The organism is Brucella sp. LJL56 (assembly GCF_054871705.1).
This window is the reverse complement of record NZ_JBTXLQ010000001.1, coordinates 1,550,558-1,567,103: the sequence shown is the minus strand read 5'-3', so window position 1 is coordinate 1,567,103 and position 16,546 is coordinate 1,550,558. Positions and strand designations below refer to the sequence as shown.

Below are 16,546 nucleotides of genomic sequence, written 5' to 3'. Positions count from 1 at the left end.
TTCAAGATGTGCACTAAATGGACGATTTATTGGGCGGCTTCAAGGCGTGTGGCACGCACACTTTCCGCAAGGGCGTGGACAAGTCTGGTTGCAGCGGCGACAGGATCGCCCTTCGCCTTGCCATTTTCGTCCAGTTCACCGGCAATCGCGTTGACAATTGCTGTGCCGACCACAACGCCATCGGCATGGGTGGCGATGGCTGCTGCCTGCTCCGGTGTCTTGACGCCGAAACCGACACAGATCGGCAGATCGGTGCTTTTCTTGATGTGACGCACGGCTTCACCGACCTTTGTCGTATCGGCAATGGCCGAGCCGGTTATACCGTTCATCGAGACATAATAGACAAAGCCCGATGAATTATGCAGCACTTTCGGCAGGCGCTTGTCGTCCGTGGTCGGCGTGGTGAGGCGGATGAAATTGATGCCCACTTTCATCGCCGGGATGCAAAGCTCTGCATCCATTTCCGATGGTAGATCGACGACAATCAGCCCGTCCACGCCGGAAGCCTTGGCATCGGCCAGAAAGCGTTCCACACCGTAGATATAGATCGGATTGTAATAACCCATCATGACGATCGGGGTCGTATCGTCTTCCTTGCGGAATTCTGCTGCCATGTGCAACGTCTTGGCAAGCGTCTGACCGGCGTTGAGGGCGCGCAGGCCAGCGGCCTGAATGGCGGGTCCGTCTGCCATCGGATCGGAGAAGGGCATGCCGAGTTCGATCACGTCGGCACCGGCCTTTGGCAGCGCCTTCATCACCTTGAGCGAGGTTTCCAGATCGGGATCGCCACCCATGAAATAGGTAACGAGCGCCGGACGGCCCTTGGCCTTCAGTTCAGCGAATTTGGTGTCGATGCGAGTAGTCATACCGTGCCCCGTGGCAAAGTGCGCGCGAGATAGTCGGCAACGGGCTTGCCCGCCATCGCCGTTTCCATCCATGCACGCCGTTCAAAGTCTATGATTCCGAGTTCCCACACACAGGCCATCAGCAGCGGCTGTGCGGGCATGAATTCCACCTCGTCGCCAAGTTCCGACTGCCAGAGGATTTCCGTGGCGATGCCGCCCTCCAGCCACCAGTGCAGAAGCAGCCAGAGGCTCTCCTCGCCCTGATGCAGAACGGCGAAGCCAACCCCCAAATGCGGCAGGGCGACGAGCTTTTCAGCGGCAGTTTCGATCTGTCTGCGGGCGAGGCCGACAGCAGCCTCCGCGAGAGGATTGGCCGGATCGGCTTCGATGATATTGAGCTTGATCGTCGCCGGACCGCACGTCGTCAGACCGTCGAACCATGCGGCACGCGGCTTATAGACGGAGATGTCGGCGACGTCGTTACCCATGTCAGATATCCATGCCGAGAAGCTTGCCGACCGTGTGGACATCCTTGTCGCCACGACCGGACAGATTGACGATCATGACCTGATCCTTGCCCATGGTCGGTGCCATTTTCACGGCTTGCGCGATGGCATGGGCGGATTCGAGCGCGGGGATGATGCCCTCGGTGCGCGTGCAAAGCTGGAATGCATCCAGCGCCTCATCGTCGAGGATAGGCACATAGTCGACGCGTCCGCTATCTTTCAGCCATGAATGTTCCGGTCCGACGCCTGGATAGTCGAGACCAGCAGAAACGGAATGACCTTCGAGAATCTGACCGTCATCGTTCTGGAGAAGATAGGTGCGATTGCCATGCAGCACGCCGGGACGACCTGCGCTCATCGAGGCGCAATGCTCGATGCCGTCGAGACCGCGCCCGCCTGCTTCGACACCGACGATCTTCACCGAGGCATCGTCAAGGAATGGATGAAACAGACCAATGGCGTTGGAGCCGCCGCCGACCGCTGCCACGATCACATCCGGCAGGCGTCCTTCCTGTTCGAGTATCTGCTGGCGGGCTTCGGTGCCGATGACCGACTGGAAGTCGCGCACCAGTTCCGGATAGGGATGCGGACCGGCAGCCGTGCCGATCAGGTAATAGGTGTCTTCGACATTCGTCACCCAGTCACGCAGGGCTTCGTTCATCGCATCCTTGAGCGTGCCGTTGCCCGCGGAAACCGGGATCACTTCGGCACCAAGCAGCTTCATGCGGAACACATTCGGCTTCTGGCGCTCAACGTCGGTTGCGCCCATATAGACCACGCAGGGCAGGCCGAAACGCGCGGCAACGGTGGCCGAAGCCACACCATGCTGTCCGGCGCCGGTTTCGGCGATGATGCGGGTCTTGCCCATGCGCTTGGCGAGAAGAATCTGGCCGAGACAGTTGTTGATCTTGTGACTGCCGGTGTGATTGAGGTCTTCGCGCTTGAAGTAGATTTTCGCGCCGCCCAAATGTTTCGTCAGGCCTTCGGCATAATAGAGCTTGGAAGGACGACCGGCATAATAGGTGGAAAGTGCATTCAGCTCCGCCTTGAACTCGGGATCATTCTTCGCCGTTTCATAGGCTTCCTGCAATTCGAGGATCAGCGGCATCAGCGTTTCGGCGACGAAGCGTCCGCCGAAAATACCGAACATGCCCTCTTCATCGGGGCCTGTCTTATAGGAATTGGGTTCAACCGGCTTGTTCAACGCTTGCCACTCCGTCATTTCAGGCTGTCTACAGGGCATCGGCGCGCATTGGCGACAGCCCGGAAAAAATTCTCGATGAGACGCACATCCTTTTCGCCGGGCGCGTGCTCGACACCGGACGATATATCGATACCTTGCGCCTGGGTCTTCAGCAGCGCTTCGGCGATATTGTCCGCATTCAACCCACCGGAAAGCATGTAATCGATATCCGCGTCAAGCGCGGCCAGAAGTTCCCAGTCGAATGACACGCCGTTGCCACCCGGAAGATCGGATCCCTTCGGCGGCTTGGCATCGAACAGGAAACGGTCTGCTATGCCTTTATAGGCTGCAATCGCGGCAAGATCGCGGGCTTCGCGCACCGAAAAAGCCTTCATGACCGGCAAGCCATAACGCGCCTTGATGAAGGCCACGCGTTCCGGCGTCTCATCGCCGTGAAGCTGCAGAATATCTGGCTTCACCGTTTTCACGATATCATCCAGCGTTTCATCGTCTGCATCAACTGTAACGGCAACGACAAGCGCACGTCCCTTGACCGCATCGCGCAAGCTGGCTGCTGTCTGCGGGGTTATGTGACGCGGGCTTTTGGGAAAGAAGATGAAACCGATATGCGTCGCACCGCCGTCGAGGGCGGCGGCAACGGCGTCGGGGGTTTTAAGCCCGCATATCTTGATATCGAGAACCATGGTTTTCCGTCGCATAAATCCGGGGGCTACTCAAGTTATTCCGTCCGTTGCCGATCTATTCGGAGAGCGGATGGCCATCAAAACCCTGTGCGATCAGAAAATCATACGCCTCCATGACCTCAAGGGGAACCGCCTGTGCAATCTGATAGCCCTTGGCTGGATATTCCAGAATGCGTTGAAGGTCGCCGGTCATCTCATTGATAAGCATTTCGACCGGATGATCTGCCGTCGGCTGGTCTTCGAAGGAAACAAGCGGCGCGGTGATGCTTGCGCGCGCTTCCGGCCATTGTCGTGCCACGGTCGCCAGAACGCGGCGCTGCGTCTGCGGCTTGGTCACAAGGATGGCGCTGATTGCGCCGGGCGCAAGCCGTTCACGACTGAACCTTATGTTTTCGCCGATATTGGTGGCATTGGGTTCGACAGTGATCGCTTCTTCGGGCACGCCGCGCCTGATTGCGATTTCGGCAAAAGCTTCGGCCTCGCTTGATTGATAGAGCTTGTCCGTCCAGTGACCGCTTTTGCCGGTGAACACCAGCCATGTCGCCATGCTGGTCAGAAACAGATCGGCTGCCCTCTCGGCGACGCGCGGATCGTAGCTGCCAAGCCCGATAATGACATCGGCGGTTTCCAGAGGATCATAGATGCAGTGATAATCCCACAGCACCTTGGCGGCGGTCAGTATGGATGGGGTCATGTGAAGTCGATTGCCTGTAATGCGCTGCCATTGCGCTTCAGCCAAGCCTTGCAGCGCTCCGTGTCGGGACAAAGCTCATGGCAGAGTTTCCAGAATTTCGGCCCATGGTTCATCTCGATGAGATGGGCGACCTCATGGGCGACAAGATAGTTGATCACCGGGGCAGGAGCCATGCCGATGCGCCAGGAGAAGGAAAGCACACCGTCGGAGGTGCAGGACCCCCAGCGGCTCTTCGTGTCCTTGAAACGCACGGATTTGGCCTTGCGGCCAACTGTGGCAGTGTGGCGGATGACAAGCGCCTCGATCTCGCGCTTCACTTCGCGCTTGATGTGATCGGCGACGCGGCGTGGCAGATGTGCCGGGTCACCATGGACAAGCAAGATATTTCCTTCGAGAAGCTGGGTGGTGCCGCGGCCCGGTTGATGCACGATCTTATGTGGCACACCGCGCAGGGGAATTTTGATACCGGCACGCACGCCCGGTTGGTCCGGCAGTTTTGCAATGCGGCTTTCGATCCAGCCTTCGTGACGGTTGAGAAAGCTCAGCACTTCACGCTCGGGAAGGCCAGGCGGAACCGTGATGCGCAGTCCCCTGCCACCTGCTTCGATACGCAGGGTCAGTCGTTTGGCACGTGGATTTTCGAAAATACGCAGGGAAAGTTCCCGTCCTGCGACCGCGTGAATACGTTCGCTGCGAACGGTTGTCGTCCCAGCGGATGCCCCTTTACCGCTGATTTGCCGAAGAAAGGAAAGACCCATCAGTTAAGAATAAGCGATTCGTTCAAGAGCGCATCCCGAAAAGTGCGAAGCGGTTTTCGGAACAAGATACGCGTTAAAGTGCGAATTGGAGCGCATCCCGAAAAGTGCGACCGGGATTTTCCTGCGATGAATAGCAAAACGGCGCGGATATGGCCGCGCCGTTCAATAGCTTTGCAGGCAATTTCATCGATCAAAGATCGGTGATGTCATCCTTGCCGCCTTTCGCGCGCGGGGCAGGCGTCTTCTTCGAGCTTGCACGGCGTTCAGCCATGAAGCGGTCGAATTCTTCCTTGTCGCGAGCACGGCGGAGTTCTGCCGCATAGGCCTCGAATTCGGCGCGCGCCTCTTCAAGCTTGCGGCGTTCTTCGGCCAGTCGTTCCAGCTCAGCGCGACGCCAGTCGTCAAAAGCCTCGTTGCCGGTGGTGCTACCGAAGTTGAAGCTTTCGCCCTTGCGGCAGTTGCGGAACGAGCCAAACATGGAATCGGTCTTCTCGTTCACGCCGCGCTTGAATCCTTCGAGGCGGTCGCCCCAGAGGATATAGGCCAGCATGGCAAGGCCAAGCGGCCAGAACAGGATAAAGCCGAGCACCATCAGCGCAATCGTGGCTGGCGTCCATGCCGGGCGGATCAATGCGGTATTGGTCATGGTCTGCTCCGTCGAAAAGCGCATGCCATTCAACCGTTCGACATCGTCCGGCAACATGCGCGAAACCAAGGCCTGCCAGCCCGCCCTGTGCGGGCATTTTGTTCTGGCGGCTTGACTTCGACGTGGTGAAAAGATTGCGTCTTTTCAAGAATGCAACCTGCAGATTCAGACCGTGTTTCTGCTAACCAATGTGATTATCTCGAAATTTTTTTACGAAAATGTTCGAGAAAAGTGACGGCAAGTCCAGCGATCAGCGCCCAGAAAGCGGAGCCAACCCCGAAAAACGCCATGCCTGAGGCCGTCACGGCAAAGGTTATCGTTGCAGCAAGACGTTCATGTTCGTCCTTCAGCGCCAGCGACATCGCATTGATGAACGGGCCCGTCAGGGTAAGACCTGCAACAAGGGCGATGAGCGTTACAGGCAATACGGCAAAGATCGCGACCAGCGAGGCGCCGAAAAGGGCAAACACCACATAAATCGCTGCATAGACCGGTCCGGTGAGCCAGCGTTTGCTGTGGTCCGGATGTGCGTCGGGATTGGTGCAGAGCGCTGCCGAGATCGCGGCAAGATTGGTGGTAGAAGCCCCAAAAGGCGCTGTCAGCAAAGAAACCAGGCCGGTTACGCGCAGGCAGGCGCTGGTTGGCGGCTCATAGCCCGAAGCGCGCAGCACGGCGAAGCCCGGCAGGTTCTGCGAGGCCATGGTCACCAGATAGAGCGGGATCGCGATGCCAATCATCGCACCCATGTGGAATTCCGGCCAGATGAGGGTAAGCGTCGAGATTTCAGGCGCGGGCAGGGGGGGGGAGCGTCCTGTGATCAATGCGAACACCATGCCGGTCACCAGAACGGCAATGACGGCAAGCGACGGGTTGAACAGGCGGATGATGAAGAACAGCGCCACCAGCGGCAGGACGAAAACCGGATCGCCGGGCACTGTCTTGGCAGCGGCAATGACGAAACTCAGCAGCACACCTGCAAGCATGCCTGACGCGACCGAGGCGGGGATGCGGGAAACGAGCACCGACAATTGGCGGATCAGTCCGGTGGCGACCAGTGCCAGTGCCGTCACGATGAATGCGCCGACCGCTTCCGGCATGGTGAAACCGGCACTGGCGCCGATCAGTGCCAGCCCCGGTGTGGACCAGGCTGCGATGATCGGCATCTTGTAGCGGATGCTGAGCCAGGCGGAGGAAGCGGCAATCGCAAGGCAGATCGCAGTCACCCAGCTTGCGGTTTCGGCCTGCGTGGCGCCCAGCACCTGCGCTGCAGCAATGATGAGCGCCAGCGTGCCGCCGAAACCGACAATGGCCGCAACCGCCGAGGAAGCGAAAACCGAAAACCGCATGACCGTACTCCGTTACGATTTTTCGCCGATGCGTTCTGCCAGCCCGGATACGGTGCGGATCAGAAGATCGAGATCCTGTGGTCGTGACAGGCGATGATCGCCGTCGCGCACCAGTGTCAGGGTCACATCATCGGCTGGCAGGTGTTCCACCAGCGTCAGCGCATGCTTGTAAGGAACATCCGGGTCTTGCATGCCCTGCAGGATATGAATCGGACAGCCGGTCTCGATGATGCCTTTGAGAACCAGATTCTTTCGCCCGTCCTCGATCAATGCGCGGGTATAGACATAAGGATTGGGCGAATAGTCGGACGGTTCTTCGAAATAGCCCTTTTCCTGAAGATCGTTTTTCTGCGTATCGGAAAGCGTAGGCTCCACGAGCACGGCGGTAAAATCGGGCGCCGGCGCGATCAGCACGATCCCGGCAGGCGGGTTCCCTTCCTTCTTCAGCTCCTGCGCCATACGCAGCGCAATCCAGCCGCCCATGGAGGAACCGACCAGAATCTGCGGTCCTTTGGCATATTTGCGATAGACAGCGAGGCTTTCGTTCAGCCAGCGCGAGATGGTGCCTTGATTGAAATCGCCACCGGATTCGCCATGGCCGGAATAATCGTGTCTGAGAGAACTGTGGCCGGTTTGACCAGCCCATTCGTCGAGAACCACGGCCTTGGTGCCCAGCATGTCGGAACGATAGCCGCCGAGCCAGACTATACCCGGAGATTTGCTTCCGGCTCTGTAACGCAGGGCGATTTTCGCTCCGTCCACGTCGATGAATTCCGGCCCCGCAGCGCTCATGTCAAATCTCCTCAATTTTCGGGATTGTTTTGGCATGTTCGTAATTGAGTGAAAACCCGCCATCTGGTGCGAGGCCCTTGAAATGACGGCAAATGTGACCGATATGCCGCTTGTCTCCCGCGAAATGACCCCAAAAAGAACGTTTATCACGCGGGGGTGATTTTTCCTGTCAAAGATGCTATTGACTTCGCCGCCTGCTTGACGACATTTCCGCGATCAACTGCGGTTTGATCGGGGATATGCCGTCTGGCAGCAAGTATCCGACCGCATGAGACGTAACAATTCAGGAGATAACGACCATTCGCCGACCCTTCAGAGCGACGCCGGTTCAGAAAGATGGACCGCGCTCCAACCGTGATATCCGGGTTCCCCGGGTTCAGCTTATCGATGCCGAAGGCCAGAACCACGGCGATGTTTCCATTCAGGAAGCTATCGCCATGGCAGAGGAAGCGGGCCTCGATCTCGTTGAGATCGTGCCGAACGCAGAGCCTCCGGTTTGCAAGATCGTCGATCTCGGCAAGCTGAAGTATCAGAATCAGAAAAAGGCCGCCGAAGCACGCAAGAAGCAGAAAACGGTTGAAATCAAAGAAATCAAGATGCGACCGAACATCGACACCCATGATTATGAGGTGAAGATGAAGGCTGCTCTGCGTTTCTTCGAGGAAGGTGACAAGGTCAAGGTTACCTTGCGTTTCCGTGGACGCGAAATGGCGCACCAGGAACTTGGCATGAAGCTTTTGCAGCGTGTCAAGGAAGACACGGTCGAAATCGCCAAGGTTGAGTCCGAGCCGAAGCTTGAAGGCCGTCAGATGATGATGGTTCTCGCTCCGCGCTGAACATTTCGAAATGCCTTGGAAAAGCCGCCTTCGGGCGGCTTTTCATTTGCCCGGACAAACTGGAATCATGGAACCGCGATGAAGACTTTGGGCGAACTGGGTAAATATCAGCAGCGTCGGCGCTTTGCGATCGGCGCCGTTATAGTACTTCTGGTCGTGGCGCTGCTTTTCGTGAGCTCGCAATCGACCGGGCATTTTCATGAGTATATCGAGGCGTTCGGTCTTAGCCTGATCGTTGCGGCCATTATCGGGCGCATGTGGTGCACGCTCTATATCGGCGGGCGCAAGAGCGCGGAAATCGTGCGGAGCGGGCCGTATTCGGTTACGCGCAATCCGCTCTATGTCTTCAGCAGCATCGGTGCGATGGGTATCGGCGCGCAGACCGGCAGCATCATCATTGCCGCAGCATTCGGCGTGCTGTGCTATCTCGCTTTTTCGGTTGTCATCCGGACGGAAGAGAAATTCCTCAAGCAGAATTTCGGTCAGCCTTATGAAGCCTATTGCGCGAGTGTGCCGCGTTTCTTCCCGAAGTTTTCGCTGTTTCGCGACGATAAGGAGCTGATCGTCCGGCCTGACCGGATCTACCGCACCTTTACGGACGGTCTGGTGTTCTTCGTCGCCTATCCGTTCTTTGAGTTCGTGGAATATTTGCAGGACAGCCACGTCCTGCCGGTGCTGCTGCGATTTTATTGAGATTTCGGCTGCGATTCAGCCCAATTCAGGCATTGCGTTTTGCGGTCTTTAAGCCTATAAGGCCGCGTTCGAACCGCCCGGCAGGGCATGCCGTGGCGGTTTCGTATGCTTTTCAGGCTCGGTCTGCCTGAAAGTAAAAACACTGTTCCTGTGTGACGCAGGCACGAGCGCCCTTAAAGCAAGAGGCGTGGAGTGCCGCAGACATGACGGGGACTAAACAAAGGAGTAGCAAAATGCCCAAGATGAAGACCAAGTCGGCCGCCAAGAAGCGGTTCAAAATTACTGGCACTGGCAAAGTTGTAGCCGCGGCTGCAGGCAAGCGTCATGGCATGATCAAGCGCTCGAACAAGTTCATTCGCGATGCACGCGGCACCATGGTGCTCTCGGAAGCAGATGCGAAGATCGTAAAACAGTTCCTGCCTAACGGCCTCTAAGCCGTCTATCCTTGTAAGGAGATCATATCATGGCACGTGTAAAACGCGGCGTTACCGCCCACGCCAAGCACAAAAAAGTTCTCGACCAGGCTTCCGGTTTCCGTGGCCGTCGTAAAAATACAATCCGCACTGCTAAGGCTGCTGTAGATCGTTCGAAGCAGTATGCTTACCGCGACCGCAAGAATCGCAAGCGTACGTTCCGCGCTCTCTGGATCCAGCGTATCAATGCTGCTGTTCGTGAGCAGGGCCTGACCTATGGCCGTTTCATCGATGGTCTTGCTAAGGCTGGCATCGAAATCGACCGCAAGGTTCTGTCCGACATCGCAATCCACGAACCGGATGCATTCGGTGCGCTGGTTGCATCGGCAAAGAAGGCTCTCGAATATCTCAAGAACACCGAGACGCCGAACGCTTTTGAAGGCGCTGTCCGTTAAGCCAGCCCTTCCCAAGTGACATTTTGAATTTGGGAAACCCGCGCTGGCTCGGCTGGCGCGGGTTTTCCTTTTTCGGGAGTCCGCAGCATTTAGAGCCAGACGTGCGAAGCGGATTTGTGCAGGATAATGCTTAAAAGCAAAGGGTGAAAACCGGGCATGAAGGATGAACCGGGCAAGCTGAGACTGGATCTGGATGCGGATGATCTTCGCAGCCTGCTGGTTCTGCTTGTCCAGAGCCAGGGCAAGCGTATTTCCAGCGCTGTCATTGGCGGTCATCGCGTCTGGATCAAACGTTACGATGCCGAAAGGCGTCCGCTTGCGAAGCGTCTGCACAGCTTGATTTCACCGCTTCTTCTCTATCCGTTCCTGCGCAGCCCGAAAGAGGTGGGGGAAGCAGGCATGGCCGACCGTGAAGAGCGCAAGATGCACGCTTTTCTAAAGGCGGGTTTTCAGGTGCCTGGAATTGTCTATCGTCAAGGCGCGGTGATGGTCTTGAGCGACGTTGCACCGATCATTCAGGACAGGCTGAATCAGTTACGTCGTGATGATCCGCAAAGCCATGACGCGCTTCTCGTCCACTGTGCCCGCGCTTTGGGTGAGGCCCATGCGGCAGGGCTCTGCCATGGGCGTCCGCATCCGCGCGATTTTTTCGAGAAGAACGGCGTTGCCGGTTTTCTGGATTTCGAGGAGGAGCCGGAAACGGTGATGCCGCTTGCCGCTGCACAGGCGCGCGATGTATGGCTCCTGTTCTTCCAGATCGCCGCGCAGGCGCGTCTTACGGGGACGCCGCAAAGGGCATTTGAAACCTATCGCGCGGCGGCACCGTTTGCGGTAATCCCGGAACTGAAGAAAATCGTCGGGTTTTTCCGATTTACCATCGCGCCGCTGAGGCTGCTCCGTCGGATATTTTTAGGTGGTGACGGAAGACGGCTTTTGCAGGCGATGGAATTTTTTGACGCCAATCTTGATGCGTCTCACCAATCAGGCCAAAGAGAGTAACGACAACGCTTCTTTGGCTGCAAAGCGAAATATGTGGAGCGCTGCAGGCGCAACAGGGAACCCAAGACAAGAGGCGTGGAGCGCTGCAAGCGCGACAGGGAACTCAAAGCAAGAGGCGTGGAGTGCCGCAGGCACGACAGGGATTTAAATGATGAGTGATCTAGAACAACTCGAACGGCAAATTCTCGAAGACATTGCGGCGGCGGCTGACGAGCCTGCTATCGAGGCCGTGCGTGTCGCAGCACTTGGCAAGAAGGGCTCGGTTTCGGAAAAGCTGAAGACGCTGGGCAGCATGACCCCGGAAGAGCGCCAGGCTCAGGGACCGGCCATCAACGGCTTGAAGAACCGGGTTACCGAAGCGCTGACCGAGCGCAAGACGGAACTGCGCAAGCAGGCCATTGCAGCGCGCCTTGAGCGTGAGAAGGTCGATGTAACCTTGCCGGTGCGCGAAAGCGCTGCATCGCGCGGTCGCATCCATCCGATTTCACAGGTTATCGATGAGATCACGGCAATCTTCGCCGATATGGGTTTCTCGATTGCGGAAGGCCCGGATGTCGAGACCGACTATTATAATTTCACGGCGCTGAACTTCCCCGAAGGCCATCCGGCGCGCGAAATGCACGACACGTTCTTCTTCAATGCAGACGAGAAGGGCGAGCGCAAGCTGTTGCGCACGCATACCTCGCCCGTGCAAGTGCATACGATGGAGAAGTTTGCAGCGCTGCGCGACAAGGAAGGTCGCGACGAACCGATCCGTATCGTCATTCCGGGCAAGACTTATCGCATGGACTCCGATGCCACCCATTCGCCGATGTTCCATCAGGTCGAAGGTCTGGTCGTCGACAAGTCGGCTAACGTCGCCAACATGAAGTGGGTGCTTGAAGAATTCTGCAAGGCTTTCTTCGAAGTGCCTTCAGTCAAGATGCGCATGCGTCCGAGCTTCTTCCCGTTCACCGAGCCATCGGTTGAAGTCGATATTCAGTGCGACCGTTCCGGTCCGCATGTGAAGTTCGGCGAAGGCAATGACTGGCTGGAGATACTGGGTTGCGGCATGGTGCATCCGAATGTGCTGCGCGCTTCCGGCTACGATCCGGACGTCTATCAGGGGTTTGCATGGGGCATGGGTATCGATCGCATCGCCATGCTGAAATACGGTATGCCTGACTTGCGCGCCTTCTTCGATGCCGATGTGCGCTGGATCGAACATTACGGTTTCCGTCCGCTCGACATTCCGACGCTTTTCGGCGGACTGAGCGCGTAAGGACAGGAAGGGACAAGACACATGAAATTCACACTTTCCTGGCTCAAGGATCACCTTGAAACCGATGCGACGCTCGATCAGATCGTCGAGAAGCTGACCGATATCGGTCTGGAAGTGGAATCGGTCGATGACCGCGCTGCTTTCAAGGCCTTCAAGATCGCTAAGGTCGTGAGCGCCGTTCAGCATCCAGATGCCGACAAGCTGCGCGTTCTTTCGGTCGATACGGGCGAAGGCCAGCCGGTTCAGGTCGTCTGCGGCGCACCGAATGCCCGCGCCGGTCTCGTCGGTGTTCTGGGCCGTCCTGGCGACTATGTGCCGGGCCTTGATGTCACGCTTTCGGTCGGCAAAATCCGCGGTGTCGAAAGCTTCGGCATGATGTGTTCCGAGCGCGAGCTGGAGCTCTCTGACGAACATAACGGCATTATCGACCTGCCTGACGATGTTCCGATCGGCACCAGCTTTGCAGCCTATATGGGCCTTGATGATCCGATCATCGAAATCGGCCTGACGCCAAACCGCGCTGATTGCACTGGCATTCGCGGCATTGCGCGCGATTTGGCCGCTGCCGGTCTTGGCACACTCAAGAACACTCTGCCGGAAGCAGTCAAGGGTGAAGGCGAAACGCCGGTCAAGGTCATACTGGATCAGGATGCCGAAAACCCGTTCTGCACCGGTTTCGCACTGCGCATGGTCAGGGGTGTCAAGAACGGCCCAAGCCCGAAATGGATGCAGCAGCGCCTGAAAGCCATCGGCCTGCGCCCGATCAATGCACTGGTGGACATCACCAATTACGTGACCTTCGATCAGGGCCGTCCGCTGCATGTCTTCGACGCCGCCAAGGTCAAGGGCAATCTGACGGTGCGTCTGGCAAAGGATGGCGAAACCATTCTCGGCCTCGACCAGCGCGACTATAAATTCAAGCCGGGCATGTATGTGATTGCCGATGAAAACGGCCCCGAATCGATTGCCGGTATCATGGGCGGCGAGCATTCTGGCTGCGACGAAAACACGGTCGATGTACTGATCGAATCCGCTCTGTGGGATGCACGCATGATTGCGCGCACGGGCCGCGAGTTGGGCATCGTTACAGATGCGCGCTACCGTTTTGAACGTGGCGTCGATCCAGAAATGATGGTTCCGGGTGCAGAAATCGCGACCAAGCTGGTGCTGGAACTCTGCGGCGGTCAGCCGACGGTGCTCGATGTGGTAGGATATAGCAAGCCTGAGCCGCGCGTAATCGATTTCCCGGTAACGGAAGTGAAGCGTCTTACCGGTATCGAAGTTTCCTATGCCGCATCTTTCGACATTCTGAAGCGTCTTGGCTTCGGCGTTGAAGGTGACGGTAAGGTCATCAAGGCAGTCGTGCCAACATGGCGTGGAGACGTGGAAGGCAAGGCCGACCTCGTTGAAGAAGTCATGCGCATTCACGGTATCAACCAGATCGAACCACAGCCGCTGCCGGGCCTTGGCACGGTTAACGGCCGTATTCTGACGACACTGCAGATCAGAACCCGTCATGCACGCCGCATGCTCGCCTCGCGGGGCATGATGGAAGCGGTGACCTATTCCTTCATTTCCGAAGCGCAGGCCAAAGCGTTTGGCGGCGGCAAGCCGGAATTGAAGCTGGCAAATCCGATTGCAGCCGACATGTCGGATATGCGTCCTTCGCTTCTGCCGGGCCTGCTTGCTGCCGCACAGCGCAACGCGGATCGCGGTTTTGGCGATACGGCATTGTTCGAAGTGTCGGGCATCTATGAAGGCGACAAGCCTGAGCAGCAGCGTCGTGTGGCTGGCGGTATTCGTCGCGGCACGGCTGGCGTTGAAGGTTCGGGCCGTTTCTGGGCTGGCAATGCAGCACCCGTTGGCGTCTTCGATGCCAAGGCTGATGCTTTGGCTGTCCTTGAAGCTGCCGGTGCTCCGGTTGATCGTATCCAGATCGAAGCCGGTGGTCCTGAATGGTTCCATCCGGGTCGTTCGGGCATGCTGAAGCTTGGACCGAAGGTCGTGCTTGGTTATTTCGGCGAGTTCCACCCGGACACGTTGGAAGCGCTTGATGTTTCAGGTGCGCTTTGCGGCTTTGAAGTCTATATCGATGCGATCCCTGAGCCGAAAGCAAAGGCAACCCGCACCAAGCCTGCACTCAACCTGTCGCAGTTCCAGAGCCTCAAGCGCGATTATGCGTTTGTGGTGGATGCAAATGTAGAGGCTGGGAATGTCGTGAAGGCGGTCTCAAGCGCGGACAAGAAACTGATCGTCGGCGTTCAGGTGTTCGATATCTTCACAGGCACATCGCTTGGCGAAGGCAAGAAGTCGATTGCGGTTGAAGTGCTGCTGCAGCCACAGGATCGCACTTTGACAGACGAAGATCTGGAAGCGCTGTCGAAGCAGGTCGTGGCCAGTGTGGCCAAGCAGACCGGCGGCGCCCTTCGCGGATAGGCATGAAACAAAAAGCCCGGCTTCAAGCCGGGCTTTTTACTTTGGCAGGCATGGCGCGCATGGCCATATCGATGATCTTCTGCACAGCGGCGCGTGAATTGCCATCGCGGGCTTCAAAGGAAATGCTCTGCTGGATCATGTGATAGAACTCGGTCATTTGCGCAATATCGGAATCGGACGGTAGGTCGCCCGTTTCTATCGCCCGCTGCAAGCGCCTGGAAAGCCGGTCATGATTGGCGTGGCGGATAGCCTGGAGAAATTCCTTCACAGGCACATTTTCCGGTTTGCACTGGATCGAGCTCACACTGATCATGCAACCGCCCGCCGGACAGACAAAAGCACTGTCCGCGCTCAGTTCCAGCCATTGGCGCATGCCTTCCTGAATGGTGGCCGCGTTTTCCAGTGCATCAAAAGGAGCCGCGCCGATGGTACGACGATAATAGTCGACGGCTTCACGAAACGCCTGCTCCTTGTTGCCGAAGGCGGCATAGAAACTCGGCGGCGTAATGCCGATGGCGGTCGTGAAGTCGTTGATCTGGGCACATTCATAGCCTTTGGCCCAAAAAACCTTCATCACCTTGTCCAGCGCTGCATCGCGGTCGAAGCTGCGCGGGCGTCCGCGTGGAACCATTTTTCTCCCTTTCTGTAATCATCCTTATATAATTCTCTTGACCCTTTCGGGCAAGGCGATATTAATTATGTAGTCTATACTATACAAATAGGATTCGTCCCATGAACGATACGTGCGAATCCGCCCTTGCGGCGGAAGGGGTTTCTGCGTCCTCGAGAAAAGCGCGCGCAATCCCGCTGGTCGTCTATTGCCTCAGTCTCGGTGTCTTTGCGCTCACGACCTCCGAACTCATGATTTCGGGCATGCTGCCTTCGCTTCAGGTGGCATTCGGCCGTTCCATCGCCGATATTGGCAATCTGATCTCGCTCTATGCGCTCGGCATGATGGTTGGCGGGCCGCTGGTCACGATCCTGTTTCTGGCGTTGAAGATCGAGAACAAGCGGGGGCTCCTGATTCTGCTTGTATTTTATGCGGCGGCGCAAAGTGTAGCTGCGTCCACGAGCAGCTTCCAAGTTCTGCTGATAGCGCGTGTTCTTACCGGCATGGCGGCGGCAACGAGCTTCGGGCTGATGCTTGCCATCACCGCGCAGCTTGTCGGACCGGAACTGCGCGGGCGGGCTTCATCGCTGGTCTTTGCCGGCCTCATGCTCTGCACCGTCTTCGGCGTGCCGATAGCGACGGCGATCACCAATGCGTTCGGCTGGCGGGCGAGCTTCTGGGCTATTGTGGTCCTGATTCTGGTATGCGCGCTTGTCATCGCAATCAAGATTGAGTCGTCGCCCGATACGCCGCAGGCCGATCTGCGCTCTGAACTGAAGGAAATGCGCAAGCCGAAACTCTGGGCCGCCTATGCCACGAGCGCGCTCGTCATCGGTTCGTCTTTCGCGGTCTACAGCTATCTGTCACCGATCACGGTGGAGCTTGCCGGCTTCTCCGCAATGCAGGTGCCATTGTTGCTTGCCGTCTATGGTGGCGCCAATATCGTCGGCAACTATGTCACCGGTCGCTTTGCCGACCGTCACACAATCCCGACTATCGCTATCGGTCTTGTGTTGATGCTGTCGGCCATGCTGATTTTCGCGCTTTTCGCCGAGCTGAAACTGGCTACGATCCTTGCCATCGTGATGATCGGCCTGACGGGCATAGCACTTAATCCTGCCTTTATCGCGAGGGTGATGCGGATCGCGCATCCGGGCGCGCTGGTGAACGCCATGCATGCATCGGTCATCAATATCGGTCTCGGGCTTGGGCCGTGGGTTGGTGGACAGGCAATGGAGGCAGGCTATGGCCTGCATGCACCTCTATGGGTCGGCTTTGCCATGACACTGGCCGGGCTTCTGACGCTTGCACCGCCAGCTCTGCGCAGGATGTAAAAAAGGGAGCCCGACGGGCTCCCCTTTTATTTGGA

General features: G+C 57.5%; 18 protein-coding genes. 8 read left to right on the top strand and 10 right to left on the bottom strand.

Going from position 1 to position 16,546, the window contains the following annotated elements:
* Positions 1-26: 26 nt before the first annotated feature.
* The 9 genes from trpA to ACYSN1_RS07500 all read right to left on the bottom strand — a co-directional run bounded on the left by trpA (position 27) and on the right by ACYSN1_RS07500 (position 7,474).
* Positions 27-866, bottom strand: a complete 840-nt coding sequence (gene trpA / locus ACYSN1_RS07540) for a tryptophan synthase subunit alpha (protein ID WP_461725064.1) — start codon at positions 864-866, stop codon at positions 27-29.
* The gene (locus ACYSN1_RS07535) at positions 863-1,333 is read right to left on the bottom strand and encodes a hypothetical protein (RefSeq protein WP_461725063.1); all 471 of its coding nucleotides are present in this window, start codon (positions 1,331-1,333) and stop codon (positions 863-865) included. The genes trpA and ACYSN1_RS07535 overlap by 4 nt, the downstream gene beginning before the upstream one ends.
* 1 nt (position 1,334) lies before the next feature.
* On the bottom strand, positions 1,335-2,555 hold the full coding sequence (gene trpB, locus ACYSN1_RS07530; protein WP_461725297.1) for a tryptophan synthase subunit beta: 1,221 nt from the start codon (positions 2,553-2,555) through the stop codon (positions 1,335-1,337).
* A gap of 14 nt (positions 2,556-2,569) precedes the next feature.
* A complete protein-coding gene (locus tag ACYSN1_RS07525; RefSeq protein WP_461725062.1) occupies positions 2,570-3,238 on the bottom strand; it encodes a phosphoribosylanthranilate isomerase in 669 nt (222 codons plus the stop codon).
* Between the two features lie 55 nt (positions 3,239-3,293).
* Positions 3,294-3,932 (bottom strand): YdcF family protein, encoded by a 639-nt coding sequence (locus ACYSN1_RS07520; RefSeq protein WP_461725061.1) that lies wholly within the window; start codon positions 3,930-3,932, stop codon positions 3,294-3,296.
* A complete protein-coding gene (locus ACYSN1_RS07515; protein ID WP_461725060.1) occupies positions 3,929-4,690 on the bottom strand; it encodes a M48 family metallopeptidase in 762 nt (253 codons plus the stop codon). The genes ACYSN1_RS07520 and ACYSN1_RS07515 overlap by 4 nt, the downstream gene beginning before the upstream one ends.
* A 190-nt stretch (positions 4,691-4,880) precedes the next feature.
* On the bottom strand, positions 4,881-5,336 hold the full coding sequence (locus ACYSN1_RS07510; protein WP_461725059.1) for a DUF2852 domain-containing protein: 456 nt from the start codon (positions 5,334-5,336) through the stop codon (positions 4,881-4,883).
* Between the two features lie 194 nt (positions 5,337-5,530).
* A complete protein-coding gene (locus tag ACYSN1_RS07505; protein WP_461725058.1) occupies positions 5,531-6,682 on the bottom strand; it encodes a benzoate/H(+) symporter BenE family transporter in 1,152 nt (383 codons plus the stop codon).
* 12 nt (positions 6,683-6,694) lie between these two features.
* Entirely contained in the window at positions 6,695-7,474 is a 780-nt protein-coding gene (locus tag ACYSN1_RS07500; RefSeq protein ID WP_461725057.1) for an alpha/beta hydrolase, read from the bottom strand.
* A 299-nt stretch (positions 7,475-7,773) separates the two neighbouring features.
* Here ACYSN1_RS07500 and infC point away from each other — a divergent pair, with 299 nt between their 5' ends.
* From infC to pheT, 7 genes are all read left to right on the top strand, one after another.
* Positions 7,774-8,310 carry a translation initiation factor IF-3 gene (infC, locus tag ACYSN1_RS07495; RefSeq protein ID WP_012091035.1) on the top strand — a complete coding sequence of 179 codons (537 nt, stop codon included), beginning with the start codon at positions 7,774-7,776 and terminating at the stop codon, positions 8,308-8,310.
* A 78-nt stretch (positions 8,311-8,388) separates the two neighbouring features.
* Positions 8,389-9,003 carry a methyltransferase family protein gene (locus ACYSN1_RS07490; RefSeq protein ID WP_461725056.1) on the top strand — a complete coding sequence of 205 codons (615 nt, stop codon included), beginning with the start codon at positions 8,389-8,391 and terminating at the stop codon, positions 9,001-9,003.
* A 233-nt stretch (positions 9,004-9,236) separates the two neighbouring features.
* Positions 9,237-9,437 carry a 50S ribosomal protein L35 gene (gene rpmI, locus ACYSN1_RS07485; RefSeq protein ID WP_024898386.1) on the top strand — a complete coding sequence of 67 codons (201 nt, stop codon included), beginning with the start codon at positions 9,237-9,239 and terminating at the stop codon, positions 9,435-9,437.
* A 29-nt stretch (positions 9,438-9,466) separates the two neighbouring features.
* Positions 9,467-9,871 carry a 50S ribosomal protein L20 gene (rplT, locus tag ACYSN1_RS07480; RefSeq protein WP_007872656.1) on the top strand — a complete coding sequence of 135 codons (405 nt, stop codon included), beginning with the start codon at positions 9,467-9,469 and terminating at the stop codon, positions 9,869-9,871.
* A gap of 156 nt (positions 9,872-10,027) precedes the next feature.
* On the top strand, positions 10,028-10,870 hold the full coding sequence (locus ACYSN1_RS07475) for a BUD32 family EKC/KEOPS complex subunit (RefSeq protein WP_461725055.1): 843 nt from the start codon (positions 10,028-10,030) through the stop codon (positions 10,868-10,870).
* Positions 10,871-11,021: 151 nt separating this feature from the next.
* Positions 11,022-12,131, top strand: a complete 1,110-nt coding sequence (gene pheS / locus ACYSN1_RS07470) for a phenylalanine--tRNA ligase subunit alpha (protein ID WP_461725054.1) — start codon at positions 11,022-11,024, stop codon at positions 12,129-12,131.
* A gap of 21 nt (positions 12,132-12,152) precedes the next feature.
* Positions 12,153-14,567 carry a phenylalanine--tRNA ligase subunit beta gene (gene pheT / locus ACYSN1_RS07465; RefSeq protein ID WP_461725053.1) on the top strand — a complete coding sequence of 805 codons (2,415 nt, stop codon included), beginning with the start codon at positions 12,153-12,155 and terminating at the stop codon, positions 14,565-14,567.
* A gap of 22 nt (positions 14,568-14,589) precedes the next feature.
* Here the strand turns inward: pheT and ACYSN1_RS07460 are convergent, their stop codons facing one another.
* Complete coding sequence (locus tag ACYSN1_RS07460; RefSeq protein WP_461725052.1) at positions 14,590-15,198, bottom strand: TetR/AcrR family transcriptional regulator; 609 nt, start codon at positions 15,196-15,198, stop codon at positions 14,590-14,592.
* Positions 15,199-15,299: 101 nt separating this feature from the next.
* Here ACYSN1_RS07460 and ACYSN1_RS07455 point away from each other — a divergent pair, with 101 nt between their 5' ends.
* Positions 15,300-16,511, top strand: coding sequence for an MFS transporter (locus ACYSN1_RS07455; protein WP_461725051.1), 1,212 nt, complete (start codon positions 15,300-15,302; stop codon positions 16,509-16,511).
* Positions 16,512-16,546 lie beyond the last annotated feature (35 nt).

Coding starts and splice junctions, on each gene's coding strand:
- pheT (WP_461725053.1), top strand. CDS start 12,153: ATGAAATTCACACTTTCCTGGCTCAAGGATCACCTTGAAACCGATGCG.
- ACYSN1_RS07490 (WP_461725056.1), top strand. CDS start 8,389: ATGAAGACTTTGGGCGAACTGGGTAAATATCAGCAGCGTCGGCGCTTT.
- ACYSN1_RS07475 (WP_461725055.1), top strand. CDS start 10,028: ATGAAGGATGAACCGGGCAAGCTGAGACTGGATCTGGATGCGGATGAT.
- ACYSN1_RS07505 (WP_461725058.1), bottom strand. CDS start 6,682: ATGCGGTTTTCGGTTTTCGCTTCCTCGGCGGTTGCGGCCATTGTCGGT.
- ACYSN1_RS07525 (WP_461725062.1), bottom strand. CDS start 3,238: ATGGTTCTCGATATCAAGATATGCGGGCTTAAAACCCCCGACGCCGTT.
- ACYSN1_RS07520 (WP_461725061.1), bottom strand. CDS start 3,932: ATGACCCCATCCATACTGACCGCCGCCAAGGTGCTGTGGGATTATCAC.
- ACYSN1_RS07535 (WP_461725063.1), bottom strand. CDS start 1,333: ATGGGTAACGACGTCGCCGACATCTCCGTCTATAAGCCGCGTGCCGCA.
- ACYSN1_RS07500 (WP_461725057.1), bottom strand. CDS start 7,474: ATGAGCGCTGCGGGGCCGGAATTCATCGACGTGGACGGAGCGAAAATC.
- trpA (WP_461725064.1), bottom strand. CDS start 866: ATGACTACTCGCATCGACACCAAATTCGCTGAACTGAAGGCCAAGGGC.
- rplT (WP_007872656.1), top strand. CDS start 9,467: ATGGCACGTGTAAAACGCGGCGTTACCGCCCACGCCAAGCACAAAAAA.
- ACYSN1_RS07455 (WP_461725051.1), top strand. CDS start 15,300: ATGAACGATACGTGCGAATCCGCCCTTGCGGCGGAAGGGGTTTCTGCG.
- rpmI (WP_024898386.1), top strand. CDS start 9,237: ATGCCCAAGATGAAGACCAAGTCGGCCGCCAAGAAGCGGTTCAAAATT.
- ACYSN1_RS07460 (WP_461725052.1), bottom strand. CDS start 15,198: ATGGTTCCACGCGGACGCCCGCGCAGCTTCGACCGCGATGCAGCGCTG.
- ACYSN1_RS07515 (WP_461725060.1), bottom strand. CDS start 4,690: ATGGGTCTTTCCTTTCTTCGGCAAATCAGCGGTAAAGGGGCATCCGCT.
- pheS (WP_461725054.1), top strand. CDS start 11,022: ATGAGTGATCTAGAACAACTCGAACGGCAAATTCTCGAAGACATTGCG.
- ACYSN1_RS07510 (WP_461725059.1), bottom strand. CDS start 5,336: ATGACCAATACCGCATTGATCCGCCCGGCATGGACGCCAGCCACGATT.